The 16,105-nt window shown below is 62.8% G+C and carries 14 protein-coding genes and 1 tRNA gene; 2 read left to right on the plus strand and 13 right to left on the minus strand.

The window, feature by feature from the left end; translation table 11 throughout:
- Window positions 1-499 precede the first annotated feature (499 nt).
- Window positions 500-1,147 carry a dihydrofolate reductase family protein gene (locus ACDA63_RS03265; protein ID WP_373661741.1) on the plus strand — a complete coding sequence of 216 codons (648 nt, stop codon included), beginning with the start codon at window positions 500-502 and terminating at the stop codon, window positions 1,145-1,147.
- A gap of 204 nt (window positions 1,148-1,351) precedes the next feature.
- Here the strand turns inward: ACDA63_RS03265 and ACDA63_RS03270 are convergent.
- From ACDA63_RS03270 to secA, 8 genes are all read right to left on the minus strand, one after another.
- Window positions 1,352-1,439 (minus strand) — tRNA-Ser (locus tag ACDA63_RS03270).
- A gap of 157 nt (window positions 1,440-1,596) precedes the next feature.
- Window positions 1,597-2,220, minus strand: coding sequence for a PEP-CTERM sorting domain-containing protein (locus ACDA63_RS03275; protein WP_373661742.1), 624 nt, complete (start codon window positions 2,218-2,220; stop codon window positions 1,597-1,599).
- Window positions 2,221-2,351: 131 nt separating this feature from the next.
- The gene (locus ACDA63_RS03280; protein WP_373661743.1) at window positions 2,352-2,876 is read right to left on the minus strand and encodes a YgjV family protein; all 525 of its coding nucleotides are present in this window, start codon (window positions 2,874-2,876) and stop codon (window positions 2,352-2,354) included.
- Between the two features lie 54 nt (window positions 2,877-2,930).
- The gene (argJ, locus tag ACDA63_RS03285; RefSeq protein ID WP_373661744.1) at window positions 2,931-4,166 is read right to left on the minus strand and encodes a bifunctional glutamate N-acetyltransferase/amino-acid acetyltransferase ArgJ; all 1,236 of its coding nucleotides are present in this window, start codon (window positions 4,164-4,166) and stop codon (window positions 2,931-2,933) included.
- Window positions 4,167-4,281: 115 nt separating this feature from the next.
- A complete protein-coding gene (locus ACDA63_RS03290; protein WP_373661745.1) occupies window positions 4,282-5,064 on the minus strand; it encodes a methyltransferase domain-containing protein in 783 nt (260 codons plus the stop codon).
- A 105-nt stretch (window positions 5,065-5,169) separates the two neighbouring features.
- Window positions 5,170-6,066: a LysR family transcriptional regulator gene (locus ACDA63_RS03295; protein WP_373661746.1), complete on the minus strand. Its 897-nt coding sequence runs from the start codon at window positions 6,064-6,066 to the stop codon at window positions 5,170-5,172.
- Window positions 6,067-6,078: 12 nt separating this feature from the next.
- Window positions 6,079-7,962 carry a potassium transporter Kup gene (locus ACDA63_RS03300; RefSeq protein ID WP_373661747.1) on the minus strand — a complete coding sequence of 628 codons (1,884 nt, stop codon included), beginning with the start codon at window positions 7,960-7,962 and terminating at the stop codon, window positions 6,079-6,081.
- Window positions 7,963-8,095: 133 nt separating this feature from the next.
- Entirely contained in the window at window positions 8,096-10,819 is a 2,724-nt protein-coding gene (secA, locus tag ACDA63_RS03305) for a preprotein translocase subunit SecA (protein WP_373661748.1), read from the minus strand.
- A gap of 150 nt (window positions 10,820-10,969) precedes the next feature.
- On the opposite strand from secA, the gene ACDA63_RS03310 reads away from it, so the two are divergent.
- Window positions 10,970-11,413: a DciA family protein gene (locus ACDA63_RS03310; protein WP_373661749.1), complete on the plus strand. Its 444-nt coding sequence runs from the start codon at window positions 10,970-10,972 to the stop codon at window positions 11,411-11,413.
- An 8-nt stretch (window positions 11,414-11,421) separates the two neighbouring features.
- On the opposite strand, the gene ACDA63_RS03315 is transcribed toward ACDA63_RS03310, so the two are convergent.
- From ACDA63_RS03315 to ftsA, 5 genes are all read right to left on the minus strand, one after another.
- Entirely contained in the window at window positions 11,422-12,111 is a 690-nt protein-coding gene (locus ACDA63_RS03315; RefSeq protein ID WP_373661750.1) for a MarC family protein, read from the minus strand.
- 101 nt (window positions 12,112-12,212) lie between these two features.
- Window positions 12,213-12,401, minus strand: a complete 189-nt coding sequence (locus ACDA63_RS03320; RefSeq protein WP_373661751.1) for a hypothetical protein — start codon at window positions 12,399-12,401, stop codon at window positions 12,213-12,215.
- Window positions 12,402-12,404: 3 nt separating this feature from the next.
- Window positions 12,405-13,322: a UDP-3-O-acyl-N-acetylglucosamine deacetylase gene (gene lpxC / locus ACDA63_RS03325; RefSeq protein WP_373661752.1), complete on the minus strand. Its 918-nt coding sequence runs from the start codon at window positions 13,320-13,322 to the stop codon at window positions 12,405-12,407.
- Between the two features lie 233 nt (window positions 13,323-13,555).
- Window positions 13,556-14,692: a cell division protein FtsZ gene (ftsZ, locus tag ACDA63_RS03330; RefSeq protein ID WP_373661753.1), complete on the minus strand. Its 1,137-nt coding sequence runs from the start codon at window positions 14,690-14,692 to the stop codon at window positions 13,556-13,558.
- 182 nt (window positions 14,693-14,874) lie between these two features.
- Entirely contained in the window at window positions 14,875-16,104 is a 1,230-nt protein-coding gene (gene ftsA, locus ACDA63_RS03335) for a cell division protein FtsA (protein WP_373661754.1), read from the minus strand.
- Window position 16,105 lies beyond the last annotated feature (1 nt).

Below are 16,105 nucleotides of genomic sequence, written 5' to 3' on the forward strand. Positions count from 1 at the left end.
GCCTGGAGCGCTTATTGAGTCAGGAGGACGAAGCGTGCATGTAACGGGTGCAGCAGAGTCGCGAAAAGAGCGATCGATTCGTGGACCTTCGAGACTTACTCGGAATTCACGAATATTGCGAATGATGCAGGCGGCGTACTCACTTTGCTGAAGACACGTGCGAACCGCGGGAGTATAGATAGCGCGAATAGGGTGGGCTACCGACCTGGACCTTTTGGGCGTTCCTGGTGGTAGTCATCCGTCGTCGTCGAAAACACGATAACGGCCCTTACAACCGCTCTGAGGCACGGACGAGCCTTCACGTACTCGTGGACAGAACCGCCCCGACAACGCGGATCTTTCGTGATTCGCCGCAGTTACCCGATCGAAAATGGATTCCCGACCTGCCTGATTGGCGATCAAGCGGGGGCGCCAATGAGGTTCGGTTGTTTCTTCCTTCCGCGGCCTTACACTGCAGCCCTTAACTCCCATTCACCAGGCGTCTGAACGGAGGCAAACCATGACTCGAGTGCGCGTTGATGGCTTCACTATCTCGCTCGATGGATACGGTGCGGGTCCAAATCAGGACATCGACAATCCGCTCGGAATTGGCGGGACAGAGCTGCACCAGTGGCTGCTCCCGACTCGCACGTTCCAGCGGGCCTTGTTCGGCAAGGAAGACGGTACGACCGGAATCGACGATGATTTCGCGGCTCGTGGTTTCCAGAACGTCGGAGCCTGGATTCTCGGGAGGAACATGTTCGGCCCTATCCGCGGGGAATGGCCGAATGCCGACTGGAAAGGCTGGTGGGGAAACAATCCACCCTACCACGTCCCGGTCTTTGTCTTGACCCATCATGCTCGCGCCCCGATCGAGATGGAAGGCAACACAACGTTCCACTTCGTGACAGGCGGCATCCGAGAAGCGCTCGACCGTGCGCGCGGGGCGGCTGCCGGCCAGGACGTGCGGATCGGCGGAGGGCCAGAGACAATTCGGCAGTACCTTCGCGAGGGACTCATCGATGAGCTGCACATTGCCATCTCGCCGGTGCTGCTTGGCCGGGGAGAAGCGCTGTTCGAGGGATTGGACTTGCGCACACTGGGCTACGAATGTGTTGACCTCGTAGCGTCGGAGAAAGCCACGCATGTCGTCCTGCGGCGCCAGTGACGCGCTGACACCTGAACTCGCCGAGCCATCGAACCACTCGCCCGACCAGAACAGAGTAGGCCACGCGCATTCCTTGCCGCCGATCTATCAAGACCGTTCGACTGCCCGTCTTCAAGCGAAATCTCGTTCGGGAGGGTAGATCGGGAGTCGCCAGAAACGAAAAAACCTGGAAGCCAGTAGCGATGCGGGGCTCAAGGGACATTCTGGCGGAAGGGGTGGGATTCGAACCCACGGATGGTCGCCCATCGCCGGTTTTCAAGACCGGTGCATTAAACCGCTCTGCCACCCTTCCGGGGTTGCGCGCCGGGGAAGGCGTCTTGCGGAGAGGCGTGATTATAGCCGCGCGTGGCGATAAGTGGTGGCGGACATCTCACGCGAGCAAAGGGATTGCACGGGCATTTGACGCGCAGCGCATGCCGGGTGTGGGCGTGCGCTGCGCAGAGCGCTGATTACTTTGCCTGACGCCGGCGGAAGGACGCCAGAGCGACGAGACCAAGCCCCGCCAGTGCGAAACTGGCCGGCTCGGGGACTGTGCTGTTTGGCGCGACGACTGCACCGCTCACGTTCAGGCGGCTCAGGTACAGGTCGGTGCTGCTGCCCAGCGTAGTGATCTGGAACCAATCGCCGCTCACGACCGACGCCGGGATGAAGGTCAGCGGGTTGGAGCCCGTGTAGGCCACCGGGTTCTGGGTGATCGAGCCCGTCTGCGTGGCACCCGTGCCCCAGGTCAGCAGAAATGCGTCCGCCGAGTCGGCGCTGTTGAACAGGATGCTGTCCAGTGTCAGCAACTGCGCGAAGCTGAAACGAATGAACTCTTGCTGTGACGGGTTGCTGCTGAGTTGATTGCCCCCCGCCCCGCTCACGCCGAGACCGGCCGAATTCTGGACGAGGTCTGCGCTGTTGTGACCGCCAGACGAAACCGTCACGGTCACGCCATCCACCGTCTTTTGATTGCTCGCGTTCAGCGTGCTGGTGGAATCGAAGATGTACGAAATGGGTACGGCGTGTGCCGCACCAATGCCGGACAGGGTCAGGGTGGCAGGCAGCAGGAACTTGCTCAGGGTGGCGCGCATTGCGATCTCCAAAAAAGACTGCGGAGACAAAAGCAGCAAATGCGCCAATTTTGATAATTTATTTTATTTCAATCACTTGGGCACATCTCGAATCGGTCACAACACCACAACCGTAAAATTTGTCGACATCATCACCGCAGGTCGGCCGCTTTGCGGATTTGCTCGAGTTGCAGTCGCCGGATGGTGAGCAGATTGGTCGCCAGGACGGTCGCCTCCAGCATCGTGCCGCCGATGGAACCGGAAAGAATGTTGTTGAGCAGCCACAGGCAAGTGCCGATGAGCATGAAGCACCGCATCCGGACGCCATGCAGCAGGAACAGAGACAACGTGCCTACGCAGGAGGCGATGATCGGCAGGAACGACAGCCACGACGTCGCCAGCCAAATGCCAAAACCGAGGCTCAATGCGACGAAGAACAGCGCGACCCAGATCGAACGGGTGCGGATCGCGGCCACCGACCGGCCGACCGAAACGGCCGAGCTGGCCACTGCGGTGTAGTTGCCGAGCAGCCAGAAGTGAATGACGTAGCTCACGCACTCGGCCGCCATGAAGATCTTGAAACGCTGGTCGCTCTTTTGCAGGAAGGACGACACCCCCATCGCGAAGGCGAGGTAGCCGAAGATCTGCGTGACGGAAAGTGCCTGGTCGAGTTGCACGGGAAGGCGCGAGGGGAATGAAACCGGGCGGCGGCCGCCGCCCGGTCAGGCCGATCAACTGCGGTAGTCGGCGTTGATCTTGACGTAGTCGTACGAGAAGTCGCAGGTCCAGACCGTAGCGGCAGCCTGGCCGCGCGCGAGGTCGATCCGCACGGTGATCTCGGCGTTCTTCATGATGCGGGCACCGGCCTCCTCCTGGTAGCTGACGGCACGGCCACCCTTCTCCGCCACCAAGACCTCTTCACCACCGCCGGCCAGCCATACGCGCAGTTTGTTCACGTCCAGATCATTGACGCCGGCATAGCCGATCGCGGCCAGGATGCGTCCCAGGTTGGGGTCCGACGCGAAGAATGCCGTCTTGACCAACGGAGAATGCGCCACGGCGTAGGCGACCTGGCGGCATTCATCGCGGTTCGATCCGCCTTCGACGGCGATGCTCATCAGCTTGGTAGCGCCTTCGCCATCGCGCACGATGGCCTGCGCCAGCCACTGGGCGACTTCGATGACTGCCGCCCGCACGGAGGCGTATTGCGCCGATGCCGCATCGTTGATGGGCGAACCGACCTGGCCGGTGGCGATCAGGATGAAAGAGTCGTTGGTCGACGTGTCGCCATCGACGGTAATGCTGTTGAAGGACACGTCGGCAGCTTCGCGCACGAGGGCTTCGAGCAGCGGTTGGGCGAGGTTCGCGTCGGTGGCGACGTAGCCGAGCATGGTCGCCATGTTGGGGCGGATCATGCCGGCGCCCTTGCTCATGCCGGTGACGGTGACCGTTTGACCGTCGACCGTCACGCGACTCGAGGTGGACTTGGCGATGGTGTCGGTGGTCATGATGGCGTGGGCGGCAGCAAACCAGCCCTCATCCGACAGCGCTGCGCGCGCGGCCGGCAGACCGGCGACGATACGCTCGACCGGCAGGTGTTCGAGAATCACGCCAGTGGAAAACGGCAACACGGTATTGGCGGCGACGCCGGATTGCGCGGCGACGGCATCGCACGTCGCGCGGGCGGCGGCCAGCCCCTGCTCGCCCGTGCCAGCGTTGGCGATGCCGGTGTTGATGACGAGCGCGCGGATTTCGCCGCCGGCCAGATGTTCGCGGCACACCTGAACGGGTGCGGCGCAGAAGCGGTTCTGTGTGAAAACGCCCGCGGCGCGACTACCCGGAGCCAGCTCGATCAAGGTCAGGTCGCGTCGGTTGGCCTTGCGGATATTCGCCTCTGCCGTACCCAGGCGAACGCCTTTGACGGGAAAGAGTTGATCGGCAACGGGCGGCAACAGATTGACCGGCATGGAACTGTCCTCGAGCGGGCAAAGATGCGCATTTTATCGCCTTGCCCGCCGGGCGCCAGATTTAGTTCGCAACCGCTGGTAAGCGGGCCGGCATTGCCGTCCCGCCTGCTCGTGCTCATGCAGGCTTGGACAGGCGCACCTGCAGACGACGCATGTCGACATGCACGATGCCCTCCCCGTCCACCGGATTCGCGGCGAGGTAGACATCGGCAACCGCTTCGAGATACGCGTCGCGATCCGCCGCCGGAACGGGCTCGACGAAGGGGAGCCACGCCGTGCGCAGCCAGCCGATGAAGGACTCGTGGCTGTCGTATGTCATGTCCTTGGCGATGATCTGTGCCTCTTCGATCTTGAGCCCGGCCCGCTCTGCCCAGCGCTGGTACAGCGCGGGGGTATGAAAGCCGTACGGGAATACAAAGCCCTCGAAATGCGCCGCCCACTCGGGACGCGAGCGCACTTCGTCGAAGGCGGCGATGATGCCGGCGCCATTGCCTTCTCCCCCCATCTGCAGAAGTGCGCGCGCACCGGGTCGCATGGCGCGCGCGATGCCGTCAACGACCGGACTGTGGCAGCCGGCGACCCAATGCAGGGCTGCATTGGAAAAGATCAGCGAAAAAGCGCCATCGAACGCCAGCGCGGCAGCATCGCCATGTTCGTAGCGCAGCCGGCCGGAGGCGTGATGGGCATTGGCGTGCCGAACCATATCGAGCGAGCTGTCCACGCCGACGACGGAGCCGGAGGTACGTTCGGCGATCGCGGCCGTCAGGCGGCCGTCGCCGCAGCCGATGTCGAGCACATCGTCGTCATCGCGCACGCCAAGCTGTTCGATGAGCTCTCGCCCCCAGCGCTCTTGTCCTTTGGAGTTGCGGGCGTAGTCGGCGGCGTTCCACTGGCTCATGTCGATTCCTCGATCTGTCTGGTTGGGAATCGACAGCTTGACGGATCGCCGCGCCGCGTGCGCTGACGTTTGGCGATGTCGTCATCGCCGGCGACGATGCCGCGATCAGGAGATCGCCTTGAGGTGATCGAATAGATGTTGCGTGCCGGGCGGCATGGGCTCGTCGCGCGCACACAGGTAGAGCTGGCGCTCTGCCCAGGGCTCCGCGATGGACAGGCCGATCAGATCGAGTTCGGCCACGTGGGCGGCGCTGGCAGCGCGCGGCACGACACCCACACCGAGCCCTGTGGCCACCATGGCGCATACGGCATCGAAGCTCGTCACTTGCATCGCCAGGCGCAGTTCTCGACCAAGCGCCGCGGCTGCGCGCAAAAGTTGTCCATGCAGCGCGCTGCCGGCATGCAGACCGATGAACGGATGATCAAGGGCGTCCGCCAGGCGAACTTCGGTGTAGCCGGCAAGGGCGTGACCGCGCGGCACGATGAGCTGAAGTTGATCTCGACGGAAGGGGAAGAAAGCCAAGCCGTCGCGGGCCAGCCGCTCGCTGACCACACCAAGGTCGGCAACATGCTCGGCCACCGCCTGCACGACACGCTCGCTGACAGCCTCTTCGAGCTGGACGCGGATGTCGGGATGGCGCTGCGCGAATCCGGCCAATGCGGCGGGCAGGAATTCAACGATCGACGAGATATTGGCGAACAGGCGCACGCTGCCACGCATGCCCGAGGCGTAGCCTGCAATTTCGCCCTGCACCTGCAATGCTTGTTCGATGAGCCCACGCGCGCGTCGCGCCAGCGCTTCGCCGGCAGGCGTGAGCGCCACGCCGCGGCTGCTGCGCTCGAGCAACGCGGCGCCGAGCGCGGACTCGAGGTCCGACAGGCGCTTGCTGGCCGCCGAGGCAACCGTGTTGCAACGTTCAGCCGCACCAGCAATGCTGCCGGTCTCGCCGGCAGCGATGAGCAATTGCAGATCCTGCCAGTCAAAGCGGATGGCGCTGCTCATGGCGTACTCCCGCTAGATGGCGATACGACTACCCAGTTCCACCACCCGGTTGGTCGGTAAGTTGAAGAAGCTCGCCGCGTTGGTCGCGTTTCGGAACATGAACTCGAACAAACGTTCGCGCCACAGCGCCATCCCTTCACCCGGCGTGGGCAGCAGCGTCTCGCGCGAGAGGAAGTACGACGCCATCTGGGGCTGGATCGACAGCCCCTGCTCCTCGGTCCATTCAAGCGCGGCGGCCACGTCGGGCTCTTCCATGAAACCGAAGAAGATCTTCACGCGATGGAAATTACTGCCAATGCGCTCGACCAGCACGCGCTGGGAATCGACCACGCGTGGCACCGCCAGGAACACGATGCTGACGAAGACGGTGTTCTCATGCAGGACGAAGTTGTGCTTGAGGTTGTGCAGCAGCGCGTTGGGCACGCTATCGGTACGTGGCGACAGGAAGATCGCGGTGTGCGGCACGCGCGGCATTTCTTCCTTGGCAAGCATTTCGATGAACGGCTGCAGCGCGATCTCTTCGGACTTGAGGCGCTCGTTGAGCTGTTCGCGGCCCCGCTTCCACGTCGTCAGCACAGTAAATATGCACGCGCCGAAGATGAGCGGGAACCAGCCGCCCTCGACGATCTTGATGGCGTTCGCGGTCAGGAACGACGACTCGATGATGAACAGCGGCCCGAACACCAGCAATGCAACCCACGTCGGCCACTTCCAGTCGCGCCGCGCGAGCGAGAAGACAAGAATCGTGGTCACCAGCATGGTCAGCGTCACGGCGATACCGTAGGCCGAGGCGAGATTGGACGAAGTCTTGAAGCCGATCACCGTGGCCAGCACGAGCAGCAACAGCAGCCAGTTCACGAACGGCACGTAGATCTGTCCCATCTGCGCACCGGACGTGTGCCGGATGGCTACACGGGGACAGAAGCCCAGTTGCGACAACTCACGCGTGATCGAGTACGCGCCCGTGATGAGCGCCTGCGACGCGATGACGGTCGCCATGGTCGCGAGACACACCATCGGGATCAGCGCCCACTGCGGCACGGCGAGGAAGAACGGGTTGGACGACGCTTCCGGGTGCGTGATCAGCAAAGCACCCTGCCCAAAATAATTGAGTAGCAGGCACGGCAACACGAGCCCCATCCATGCCAGACGGATCGGGCGCGCGCCGAAGTGCCCCATGTCCGCGTACAGCGCTTCGCCACCGGTGACGGTCAGGAACACCGCGCCGAGCGCGAAGAACCCCACCGCCTGGTTGTCGATGAAGAACCGCACGGCATGGTGCGGCGACAGCGCCAGGAGCACTTGCGGATACGCTGAGATGTTGTAGATGCCGACCGCTGCGAGCGCCACGAACCACACGCACAGCACCGGGCCGAAGAAGCCGCCGACACGTGCCGTGCCGTGATGCTGTACGAGAAACAGGCCAATGAGGATGCCCAGAGTCAGCGGCACGACGAATGGCTTGAGCGTCGGCGTGATGATCTCCAGGCCTTCGACCGCCGACAGCACCGAGATGGCTGGCGTAATGACGCCGTCACCATAGAAAAGCGCCGCGCCGAACATGCCCAGCATGATGAACACGGCACGCTTGCGCGGACGATCGCGCGTGCCTTCGAGTACCCGCGCCAGCAACGCCACCACGCCGCCTTCGCCGTGATTGTCGGCGCGCAGCATGATGAAAACGTACTTGAGCGTGACGACGATGATCAGCGTCCAGACGATGAGGGACAGGACGCCAAGAATGTTCGATTCCACGACCGCCAGCGGATGGTGGGCGGAGTCGAATGCCTCCTTGAATGAATATAGCGGGCTGGTGCCGATGTCACCGAATACGACGCCCAACGCAGCCAAGGTCAGCGTGCGCAGACTCTGCGATTCGGAATGGTTGCTGCTCATGAGTCGACTCCCCTGAAGACGGCGAGCGATGAAGGATGATCACATAGACGAAAGGCCGACCCATCAGGCCGGCCTTTGATACGTACCGACTTCAGAGCCTGCCCAGCGCGGAGCATGAACAGGCTCTGTAGTATCAGGCGAGTTGCCCGTGGCAGTGTTTGTACTTCTTGCCCGAACCACAGGGGCACGGATCGTTGCGCCCCACGCGCGGCACTAAATTCTGTACCGGCGCCGGCTTGGCGGTCGCCACGTCTGCCAGGGCCTCGTCGTAGTCGGCGTGATGGTACTGCACGTTATCGACGGCGGGGCGGTCTTCAGCGACTTCTTCGATCTGCTCCTGCGAGCGGATCTGGACCGTCATGAGCAGGCGCGTGACGTCGACACGGATGGTGTCGAGCAGCGATTCGAACAGTTCGAAGGCTTCGCGCTTGTACTCCTGCTTGGGGTTCTTCTGCGCATAGCCACGCAGATGGATGCCCTGGCGCAGGTGGTCGAGCGAGGCCAGGTGCTCACGCCAGTGCGTGTCGAGACTGTTGAGCATGACGCTGCGCTCGAAGCCCTGCCAGGCGGCCTTGTCGACGTTGAGTATCTTGTCGGCATAGGCCTTGTCGGCAGCTTCCAGCACGCGCGCGAGGATGTCCGAATCCGACATGCCCGACTCGGCGGCCGCCCACTCGGTCAGCGGCAGGTCGAGCTGGTAATCGGCGCGCAGCGCCTGTGCGAGCGAGGGAATCTCCCACTGCTCTTCGACCGAATCTGCCGGCACGAAGGTGCGGAACAGCTCCGACAGCGTGCCGTGGCGCATGGCCGTAATGGTCTCGGCGATGTCGACAGTTTCGAGCAGTTCGTTGCGCTGCAGGTAGATGACCTTGCGCTGGTCATTGGCAACGTCGTCGTATTCGAGCAGTTGCTTGCGGATATCGAAGTTGCGCTGCTCTACCTTGCGCTGTGCGGACTCCAGCGAGCGGTTGACCATGCCTGCCTCGATCGGCTCGCCCTCGGGCATCTTCAGGCGGACCATGATCGCGTTGAGGCGATCGCCGCCGAAGATCTTCATCAGCGGGTCTTCGAGCGACAGGTAGAAGCGCGAAGCGCCCGGGTCACCCTGACGGCCCGCACGGCCACGCAACTGATTGTCGATACGGCGGGATTCGTGACGCTCGGTGCCGATGATCTTCAGGCCACCCGCTTCAATCACGAGGTTATGCAGCGCTTTCCATTCGCCGCGCAGCTTGGCCGCCCGAGCGGATTTTTCTTCTTCCGGCAGCGCTGCGTCTTCGCGCAGGGCAGCCAGTTCCTTGTCGATGTTGCCACCCAGCACGATGTCCGTACCGCGGCCTGCCATGTTGGTGGCAATGGTGATCACGCCGGGACGACCAGCCTGGGCAACGATCTCGGCTTCGCGGGCGTGTTGCTTGGCGTTGAGCACCTGATGCGGAAGCTTGGCCTGCGTCAGGATGCCCGACAGCAGTTCGGAGCTTTCGATCGACGTCGTACCGACCAGCACGGGCTGTCCACGCTCATGGCAGTCCTTGATGTCGGCCACGATGGCGTTGTACTTCTCTTGCGCCGTGCGATAGACCTGATCGTTGGAATCGATCCGGATCATCGGCTTGTTGGTCGGGATGATGACTGTTTCGAGACCGTAGATCTGGTGGAATTCGTAGGCTTCGGTATCGGCCGTACCCGTCATGCCGGCGAGCTTGCCATACATGCGGAAGTAGTTCTGGAAGGTGATCGAGGCGAGCGTCTGGTTCTCGGACTTGATCTCCACGCCTTCCTTGGCTTCGACGGCCTGGTGCAGACCGTCGGACCAGCGGCGGCCTGCCATCAGGCGGCCGGTGAATTCATCCACGATGATCACTTCGCCGTTCTGCACCACGTACTGCTGATCGAGGTGGTAGAGCGCGTGGGCGCGCAGTGCGGCGTACAAGTGGTGGATCAGCAGAATGTTGGCCGGGTCGTACAGGCTCGTGCCTTCGGCCAGCAAGCCCACGCGGGCGAGGATTTCCTCGGCGTGCTCGTGCCCCTGTTCAGTCAGGAGAACCTGGTTGGCCTTCAGGTCGACCGTGTAGTCGCCCGGCACGGTGACGTTGTCGCCCTCGCCTTCCTGCACGGTCAAAAGCGGCGGCACCGCGTTCATCTTGACGTACAGTTCGGTGTGGTCTTCGGCCTGGCCGGAGATGATCAGCGGCGTACGCGCTTCGTCGATCAGGATCGAGTCGACTTCGTCGACGATCGCGAAATTCAGGCCACGCTGCACGCGCTCGCCGGTCGAATAGACCATGTTGTCGCGCAGGTAGTCGAAGCCGAATTCGTTATTGGTGCCGTAGGTGATGTCGGAGGCGTAGGCGACCTGCTTTTCGTCGTGCGGCATCTGCGACAGATTGCAGCCGACGGTCAGGCCCAGGAACTTGTACAGGCGGCCCATCGATTCGGCGTCGCGGGAAGCGAGGTAGTCGTTCACCGTCACCACGTGCACACCCTTGCCGGTCAGCGCATTCAGGTACACGGGCAGCGTGGCGGTCAGCGTCTTGCCTTCGCCGGTGCGCATTTCGGCGATCTTGCCGTCATGCAGCACCATGCCGCCGACCATCTGTACGTCGAAATGGCGCATGCCATGCACGCGCTTGCCGGCCTCGCGGACCACGGCGAAGGCTTCTGGCAGCAGGCTGTCGAGGCTCTCGCCCTGGGCGAGGCGCTGGCGGAATTCTTCGGTCTTGCCGCGCAAAGCCTCGTCGGAGAGTTCCTGCATCGTCGGTTCGAGGTCATTGATGGCCTGAACCTTCTGCATGTATTGGCGGATCAGCCGATCATTGCGGCTGCCGAAAACCTTCTTGAGTAGGCCTGCGATCATGAGAATCTATTGAGGAAACGCGGCAAAACGGGCATTCTAGCACGCACTTCGGCTGGGCTTTGCGAGCCGTCTCAGTACTGTCTGACGACCGACAGAAAGCCTTCGCGGCCGGGCTTTCCGACACCCGCCGATCGATTCCCGGATACTCCAATGCGCTCATCGACCACCCCGCTCGGCGATCTCCTCGGCAGCAGCGAAGCGCTCTCGCGCCTCAAGGAACACGCCGGGTTGCTGGTGCGCCTGCAGCGCATCGTCGATCAGCAGATCCCGCGCGCCATGCGGGGCGCGGTGGCGGTGGCCAACTGCCGCGAAGGCACGCTCGTCCTGCACGTCCCGACGCCGTCGCTGGCGTCCCGCCTGAACATGGGCATGGACAGCCTGCGCGCTGCATTGCGCGATGCGGGCCTGCCCATCGAAGAAATCAAGGTGCGCGTGCGTCCGGTCCAGATGGCGCCCGACACACATCTCTACGCTCGCGAAGGCCGCCACATCGGCGACCAGGGGCGAACGGCGTTCGGCGAACTCAGTGACCGGCTGGATGCCAGCTCTCCGCTCGGTCAGGCGGTCGCCCGCCTGCTCAAGCACACGCGCTAAGAGCACCCTCAGGGCAACGGCCGCCAGGGCTGCAGGAGCTCCGACACGCCCTCCCACGCGATCTGCACACCGATACACAACAGAATGAAGGCCGCGAACCGCAGCATGACATTGGTGCCGGTCTCGCCCAGGCGCCCCAGCACCGTGCGCGCCGAGCGGAAGCATGCATAGACCACCACGGCGACGATGATCACGCCGACAATCGCGCCGAGGCCGGCCAGCAGGCGATCGGACAGCTTGTGGCGCGTGTCGCCCCATATGCGGGCGCCCAACGTGACGGCGACCGACAGAGAGCCGGGACCGACCGTAAATGGAAAGGTCAGCGGATAAAAGGCTCGCTGCTCGACCATCCGCTCATTCCATGCATGCGTGGTGGCCGCTTCGGCGTCCGTTGACGAAGACTCTGCATTCAAGAGCCGCCACCCCATGACGATCACGAGAATGCCGCCGCCCACACGCACGGCAGCCGTCGAAATACCAAAAAACTCAAGCACATACGACCCGAGCAGCAGCGCAATGAAGGTCACGATCGCGACATTGACAGCGATTCGCGAGGCGAGGTGCCGGCGTTGTGCATCGGTGGCGCCCCGACTCAGGGACAGAAAGATCGGCATCGACCCCAGGGGGTTCATGATCGGCAGCATGGCGCCGGCAACGATGGCCGCGTTCTTTACGACCAACAACAGCACTTCCACCATGGGTGCTCCTGTGACGCAAGAAAAAAAGGGAACGGACTCTAGCCCAAGCCGGACAACCCGGAGCCGATTTTTCTCAAAGGCTCAATGCCGCCGACCGTCTATCAGAGAATCGGCGCCAACAAACGTTCGAACAGCAACAGCGCCATGAACACGAGCGCGACCGACACACCGACGCGCAGCAACAGCTTGGTCCAACGAAGGTACTCGCCCCGCCCAGTCAACAGCCACGCGCCCACGCAGAGGGCCACGGCAACCAGCAGTAGCAAGCCGGCGGCGCGCAGGATCAGCATGCGTCAGGAAAACTGGAGGGCGAGTTGCCCTTGCAGCGCGGGAGGCACCGACTCGGACGATTCGAAACTGACCACCTCCCACGCCTGCTCATCGGCCAGCAAGGTGCGAAGGATCTGATTGTTGAGTGCGTGGCCGGATTTATAGGCCGAGTAAGCCGCCAGCAGGGGCTTGCCGATGATGTAGAGATCGCCAATGGCATCCAGCACTTTGTGCTTGACGAACTCATCGGCGTAACGCAGGCCGTCGGCATTGAGCACCCGGTACTCGTCCATGACGATCGCGTTATCCAGGCTGCCGCCCAGGCCCAGGCCGCTGCTGCGCATGGCTTCGACTTCCTGCATGAAACCGAAGGTGCGTGCGCGCGCCACGTCACGCGCGTATTCGTGCTTAGCGAAGTCCACGGTGACTTCCGTCACGGTGCGGTCAATGGCGGGATGATTGAAGTGGATGGCGAACGAAAGCTTGAAGCCATCATGCGGCTCGAGCTTCACCCACTTGTCGCCTTCGCGGTATTCGACCGGCTTCTTCACACGGATGAAGCGCTTAGGCGCATTCTGGACCTCGACACCCGCAGACTGGATCAGGAACACGAACGGCGCTGCACTGCCGTCGAGGATGGGGATCTCGGGCGCATTGACGTCCACATAGCAATTATCGATCCCCAGTCCGGCCAGCGCCGACATCAGATGCTCGATGGTGCCGACCTTGGCCTTGCCCTGTTGCAGGCCCGAACACATGCGCGTATCGACTACCGAGTACGGATCGCACGGCAGATCGACGGGGGGATCGAGGTCGACGCGGCGGAAAACGATGCCCGTGTCGGGCGCCGCGGGGCGCAGCGACAGATCGACGCGCACGCCTCCGTGCAGGCCGACTCCGGTTGCCTTGACCACGGATTTGAGGGTGCGCTGCCTGACCATGCTTTGTTCTTTCAACTGACTGATTTCAAAAAGTATACACCGCACGTTGCGGGCTCGCTGCCAGAGCTCTGCTCGGGAGCGTTTCAAAACGTGACAAGGCGCTCGCCGCAAGCGCCGCAATCTCGCCCGGCCCACACCCCGATTCAAACACCTCTAACGCAAACAGGCCGTGGGAGCTTGCGCCCTCACAGCCTGTCGATTCGCCTACAGCCCGAATGGGCGGGTCTGGACGATCAGTCCGCCTGCTTGCGCAGAAATGCCGGAATGTCGTAGGTACCGTAGCCGTTGGCACTCATCGCCTCGGCGGTGGTGCGCTGCTGACGGCGGAACACCGCCGGCACATCGCGATCGGCGTAGTCGACTTCGATGCCGACATCATCGGTACCGGTCTTGACGACCTGCACCATCGGCTGACGCGCCACGGCGCGACGAGCGCCCAGGCCGGTCGCAAGCACCGTCACGCGGATGCGGTCTTCCATGCTTTCGTCGAACACGGTGCCGTAGAACACGGTCGCCTCTTCCATCGCGAAGGCACGCACGGTCTGCACCGCGTCCTTGACTTCCGACATCTTCAGCGAGCGGCTGGCAGTGATGTTGATCAGCACGCCACGCGCGCCAGAGAGTTCGACGCCTTCCAGCAGCGGGCTCGCGGCGGCCTGCTCGGCGGCGATACGGGCGCGATCCATGCCTGCGGCTTCGGCCGAACCCATCATCGCGCGCCCCATCTCGGCCATCAGCGTACGCACGTCCTGGAAGTCGACGTTCACCAGGCCCGGCACGTTGATGATTTCGGCGATGCCGCCGACCGCCTTGCGCAGCACGTCGTCGGCGCTGCGGAAGCACTCTTCCATGCTGGCGTCTTCGCCGTAGACTTCCATCAGTTTGTCGTTGAGGACGACGATCAGCGAGTCGACGTGCTTGGAGAGTTCTTCGATGCCGCTGTCGGCCACGCGATAGCGGTTCTCGAAATCGAACGGCTTGGTAACCACCGCAACGGTGAGGATATTCAGCTCACGCGCGATTTCCGCGACCACCGGAGCGGCGCCAGTACCCGTGCCACCGCCCATGCCGGCGGTGATGAAAACCATGTGCGCGCCAGCCAGTGCTTCGGCGATTTCATCGCGGCACTCCAGCGCTGCAGCGCGGGCGGCCTCGGGCTTGGCGCCTGCGCCGAGCCCCGAACTGCCCAGTTGCAGCTTGCCGGGCGCCAGCGAGCGATTGAGTGCCTGTGCATCGGTATTGGCGCTGATGAACTCAACGCCCTGCACGCCTTCGCGGATCATGTGATCGACGGCGTTGCCGCCCGCGCCACCTACCCCGATGACTTTGATCACTGTCCCTACCGGTTCCATTTCAACGATTTCGATCATGCTCATCGCTCCTGTATGCCACTTAGGAAAACGGCCCCCGAAGGCTGAACCGAGATACCCTAAATCTAGTATTAGCGCGCGAGTGTACTACTAAATATCGGCCGCGCGCACAAGCTTTTTCAGACAAATCAAGCGTCATGCGCTAAGTGCATGACACATCACAAAAAAAATCCTCGACGTCGTCAGAAATTTTTTTCCAGCCAGGACTTCATACGCTGGAAAACCTGACGCACATTGCGCGTCTCGCGCGCCTGGATACCACGTCGACGCTGTGCCGCGCCTTCGAGAATGAGGCCCATCACGTTGGCGTATTGCGGATGGCACACCACGTCGGCGAGCCCGCCCTGATACACCGGAACGCCTACGCGCACCGGCAGATGGAAGACTTCCTCGCCCAATTCGCAGATGCCGGACAACTGCGCCGACCCCCCCGCGAGGACGAGACCCGACGACAGCAGTTGTTCGTAACCGCTGCGACGCAGCTCGACCTGCACCAGTTCGAACAGCTCCTGCACACGTGGTTGCACCACGGCGGCAAGGCTCTCGCGCGACAGCTTGCGCGGAGGACGGTCGCCAACGCTGGGGACTTCGATCATTTCCGCCGGGTCGACCAGCGTCTGCAGCGCCACGCCGTGGCGCAGCTTGATCTCTTCAGCCTCGGCAGTGGGCGTGCGCAACGCCATGGCGATGTCGTTGGTGATCTGGTCACCCGCGATGGGAATCACCGCCGTGTGGTGGATCGCGCCCTGCGTGAACACGGCCAGGTCGGTCGTGCCGCCGCCCATGTCCACGAGGCACACGCCCAGTTCTTTTTCATCTTCGGACAGCGTGGCGAAACTCGAGGCCAGCGGCTGCAGCACGAGGTCGACGACTTCGAGCCCGCAGCGGCGCACGCACTTCACGAGGTTCTGCGCGGCAGACACCGCTCCGGTGATGATGTGCACCTTCACTTCGAGCTTCACGCCGCTCATGCCGATCGGCTCGCGCACGCCGTCCTGGCCGTCGATGATGAATTCCTGCGTGAGGATGTGGAGGATCTGCTGGTCGGCGGGAATCGGCATCGCGCGCGCGACTTCGATCACCCGTTCGACGTCCAGCGGCGAGACTTCCTTGTCCTTGATCGCCACCATGCCGTTGGAGTTGAAGCTGCGGATGTGGCTGCCCGCGATGCCGGTATAGACATCGCGCACCTTGCAGTCGGCCATCAGTTCGACTTCCTGCACTACGCGGGAAATGGCGTCCACGGTGGCCTCGATGTTGACCACCACGCCTTTCTTCAGTCCGCTGGAAGGCTGCGTGGCGACACCGAGCACTTCGACGCGCCCGTCGGGCTTCATCTCGGCGACCATGGCAGTGATCTTGGACGTACCGATGTCCAGGCCGACGATGATGTCCTTGTTGTCCTTGCTCATT

The organism is Uliginosibacterium sp. sgz301328, from assembly GCF_041807905.1.
GTDB lineage: Bacteria > Pseudomonadota > Gammaproteobacteria > Burkholderiales > Rhodocyclaceae > JBGVSA01.

Excerpts from the sequence above, each read along its gene's own strand:
- ACDA63_RS03310 (WP_373661749.1), top strand. The coding sequence starts at position 10,970 with ATGCGCTCATCGACCACCCCGCTCGGCGATCTCCTCGGCAGCAGCGAA.
- ACDA63_RS03295 (WP_373661746.1), bottom strand. The coding sequence starts at position 6,066 with ATGAGCAGCGCCATCCGCTTTGACTGGCAGGATCTGCAATTGCTCATC.
- ftsZ (WP_373661753.1), bottom strand. The coding sequence starts at position 14,692 with ATGATCGAAATCGTTGAAATGGAACCGGTAGGGACAGTGATCAAAGTC.
- ACDA63_RS03315 (WP_373661750.1), bottom strand. The coding sequence starts at position 12,111 with ATGGTGGAAGTGCTGTTGTTGGTCGTAAAGAACGCGGCCATCGTTGCC.
- lpxC (WP_373661752.1), bottom strand. The coding sequence starts at position 13,322 with ATGGTCAGGCAGCGCACCCTCAAATCCGTGGTCAAGGCAACCGGAGTC.
- ACDA63_RS03265 (WP_373661741.1), top strand. The coding sequence starts at position 500 with ATGACTCGAGTGCGCGTTGATGGCTTCACTATCTCGCTCGATGGATAC.
- argJ (WP_373661744.1), bottom strand. The coding sequence starts at position 4,166 with ATGCCGGTCAATCTGTTGCCGCCCGTTGCCGATCAACTCTTTCCCGTC.
- ACDA63_RS03290 (WP_373661745.1), bottom strand. The coding sequence starts at position 5,064 with ATGAGCCAGTGGAACGCCGCCGACTACGCCCGCAACTCCAAAGGACAA.
- ACDA63_RS03320 (WP_373661751.1), bottom strand. The coding sequence starts at position 12,401 with ATGCTGATCCTGCGCGCCGCCGGCTTGCTACTGCTGGTTGCCGTGGCC.
- ACDA63_RS03300 (WP_373661747.1), bottom strand. The coding sequence starts at position 7,962 with ATGAGCAGCAACCATTCCGAATCGCAGAGTCTGCGCACGCTGACCTTG.
- ACDA63_RS03275 (WP_373661742.1), bottom strand. The coding sequence starts at position 2,220 with ATGCGCGCCACCCTGAGCAAGTTCCTGCTGCCTGCCACCCTGACCCTG.
- secA (WP_373661748.1), bottom strand. The coding sequence starts at position 10,819 with ATGATCGCAGGCCTACTCAAGAAGGTTTTCGGCAGCCGCAATGATCGG.
- ftsA (WP_373661754.1), bottom strand. The coding sequence starts at position 16,104 with ATGAGCAAGGACAACAAGGACATCATCGTCGGCCTGGACATCGGTACG.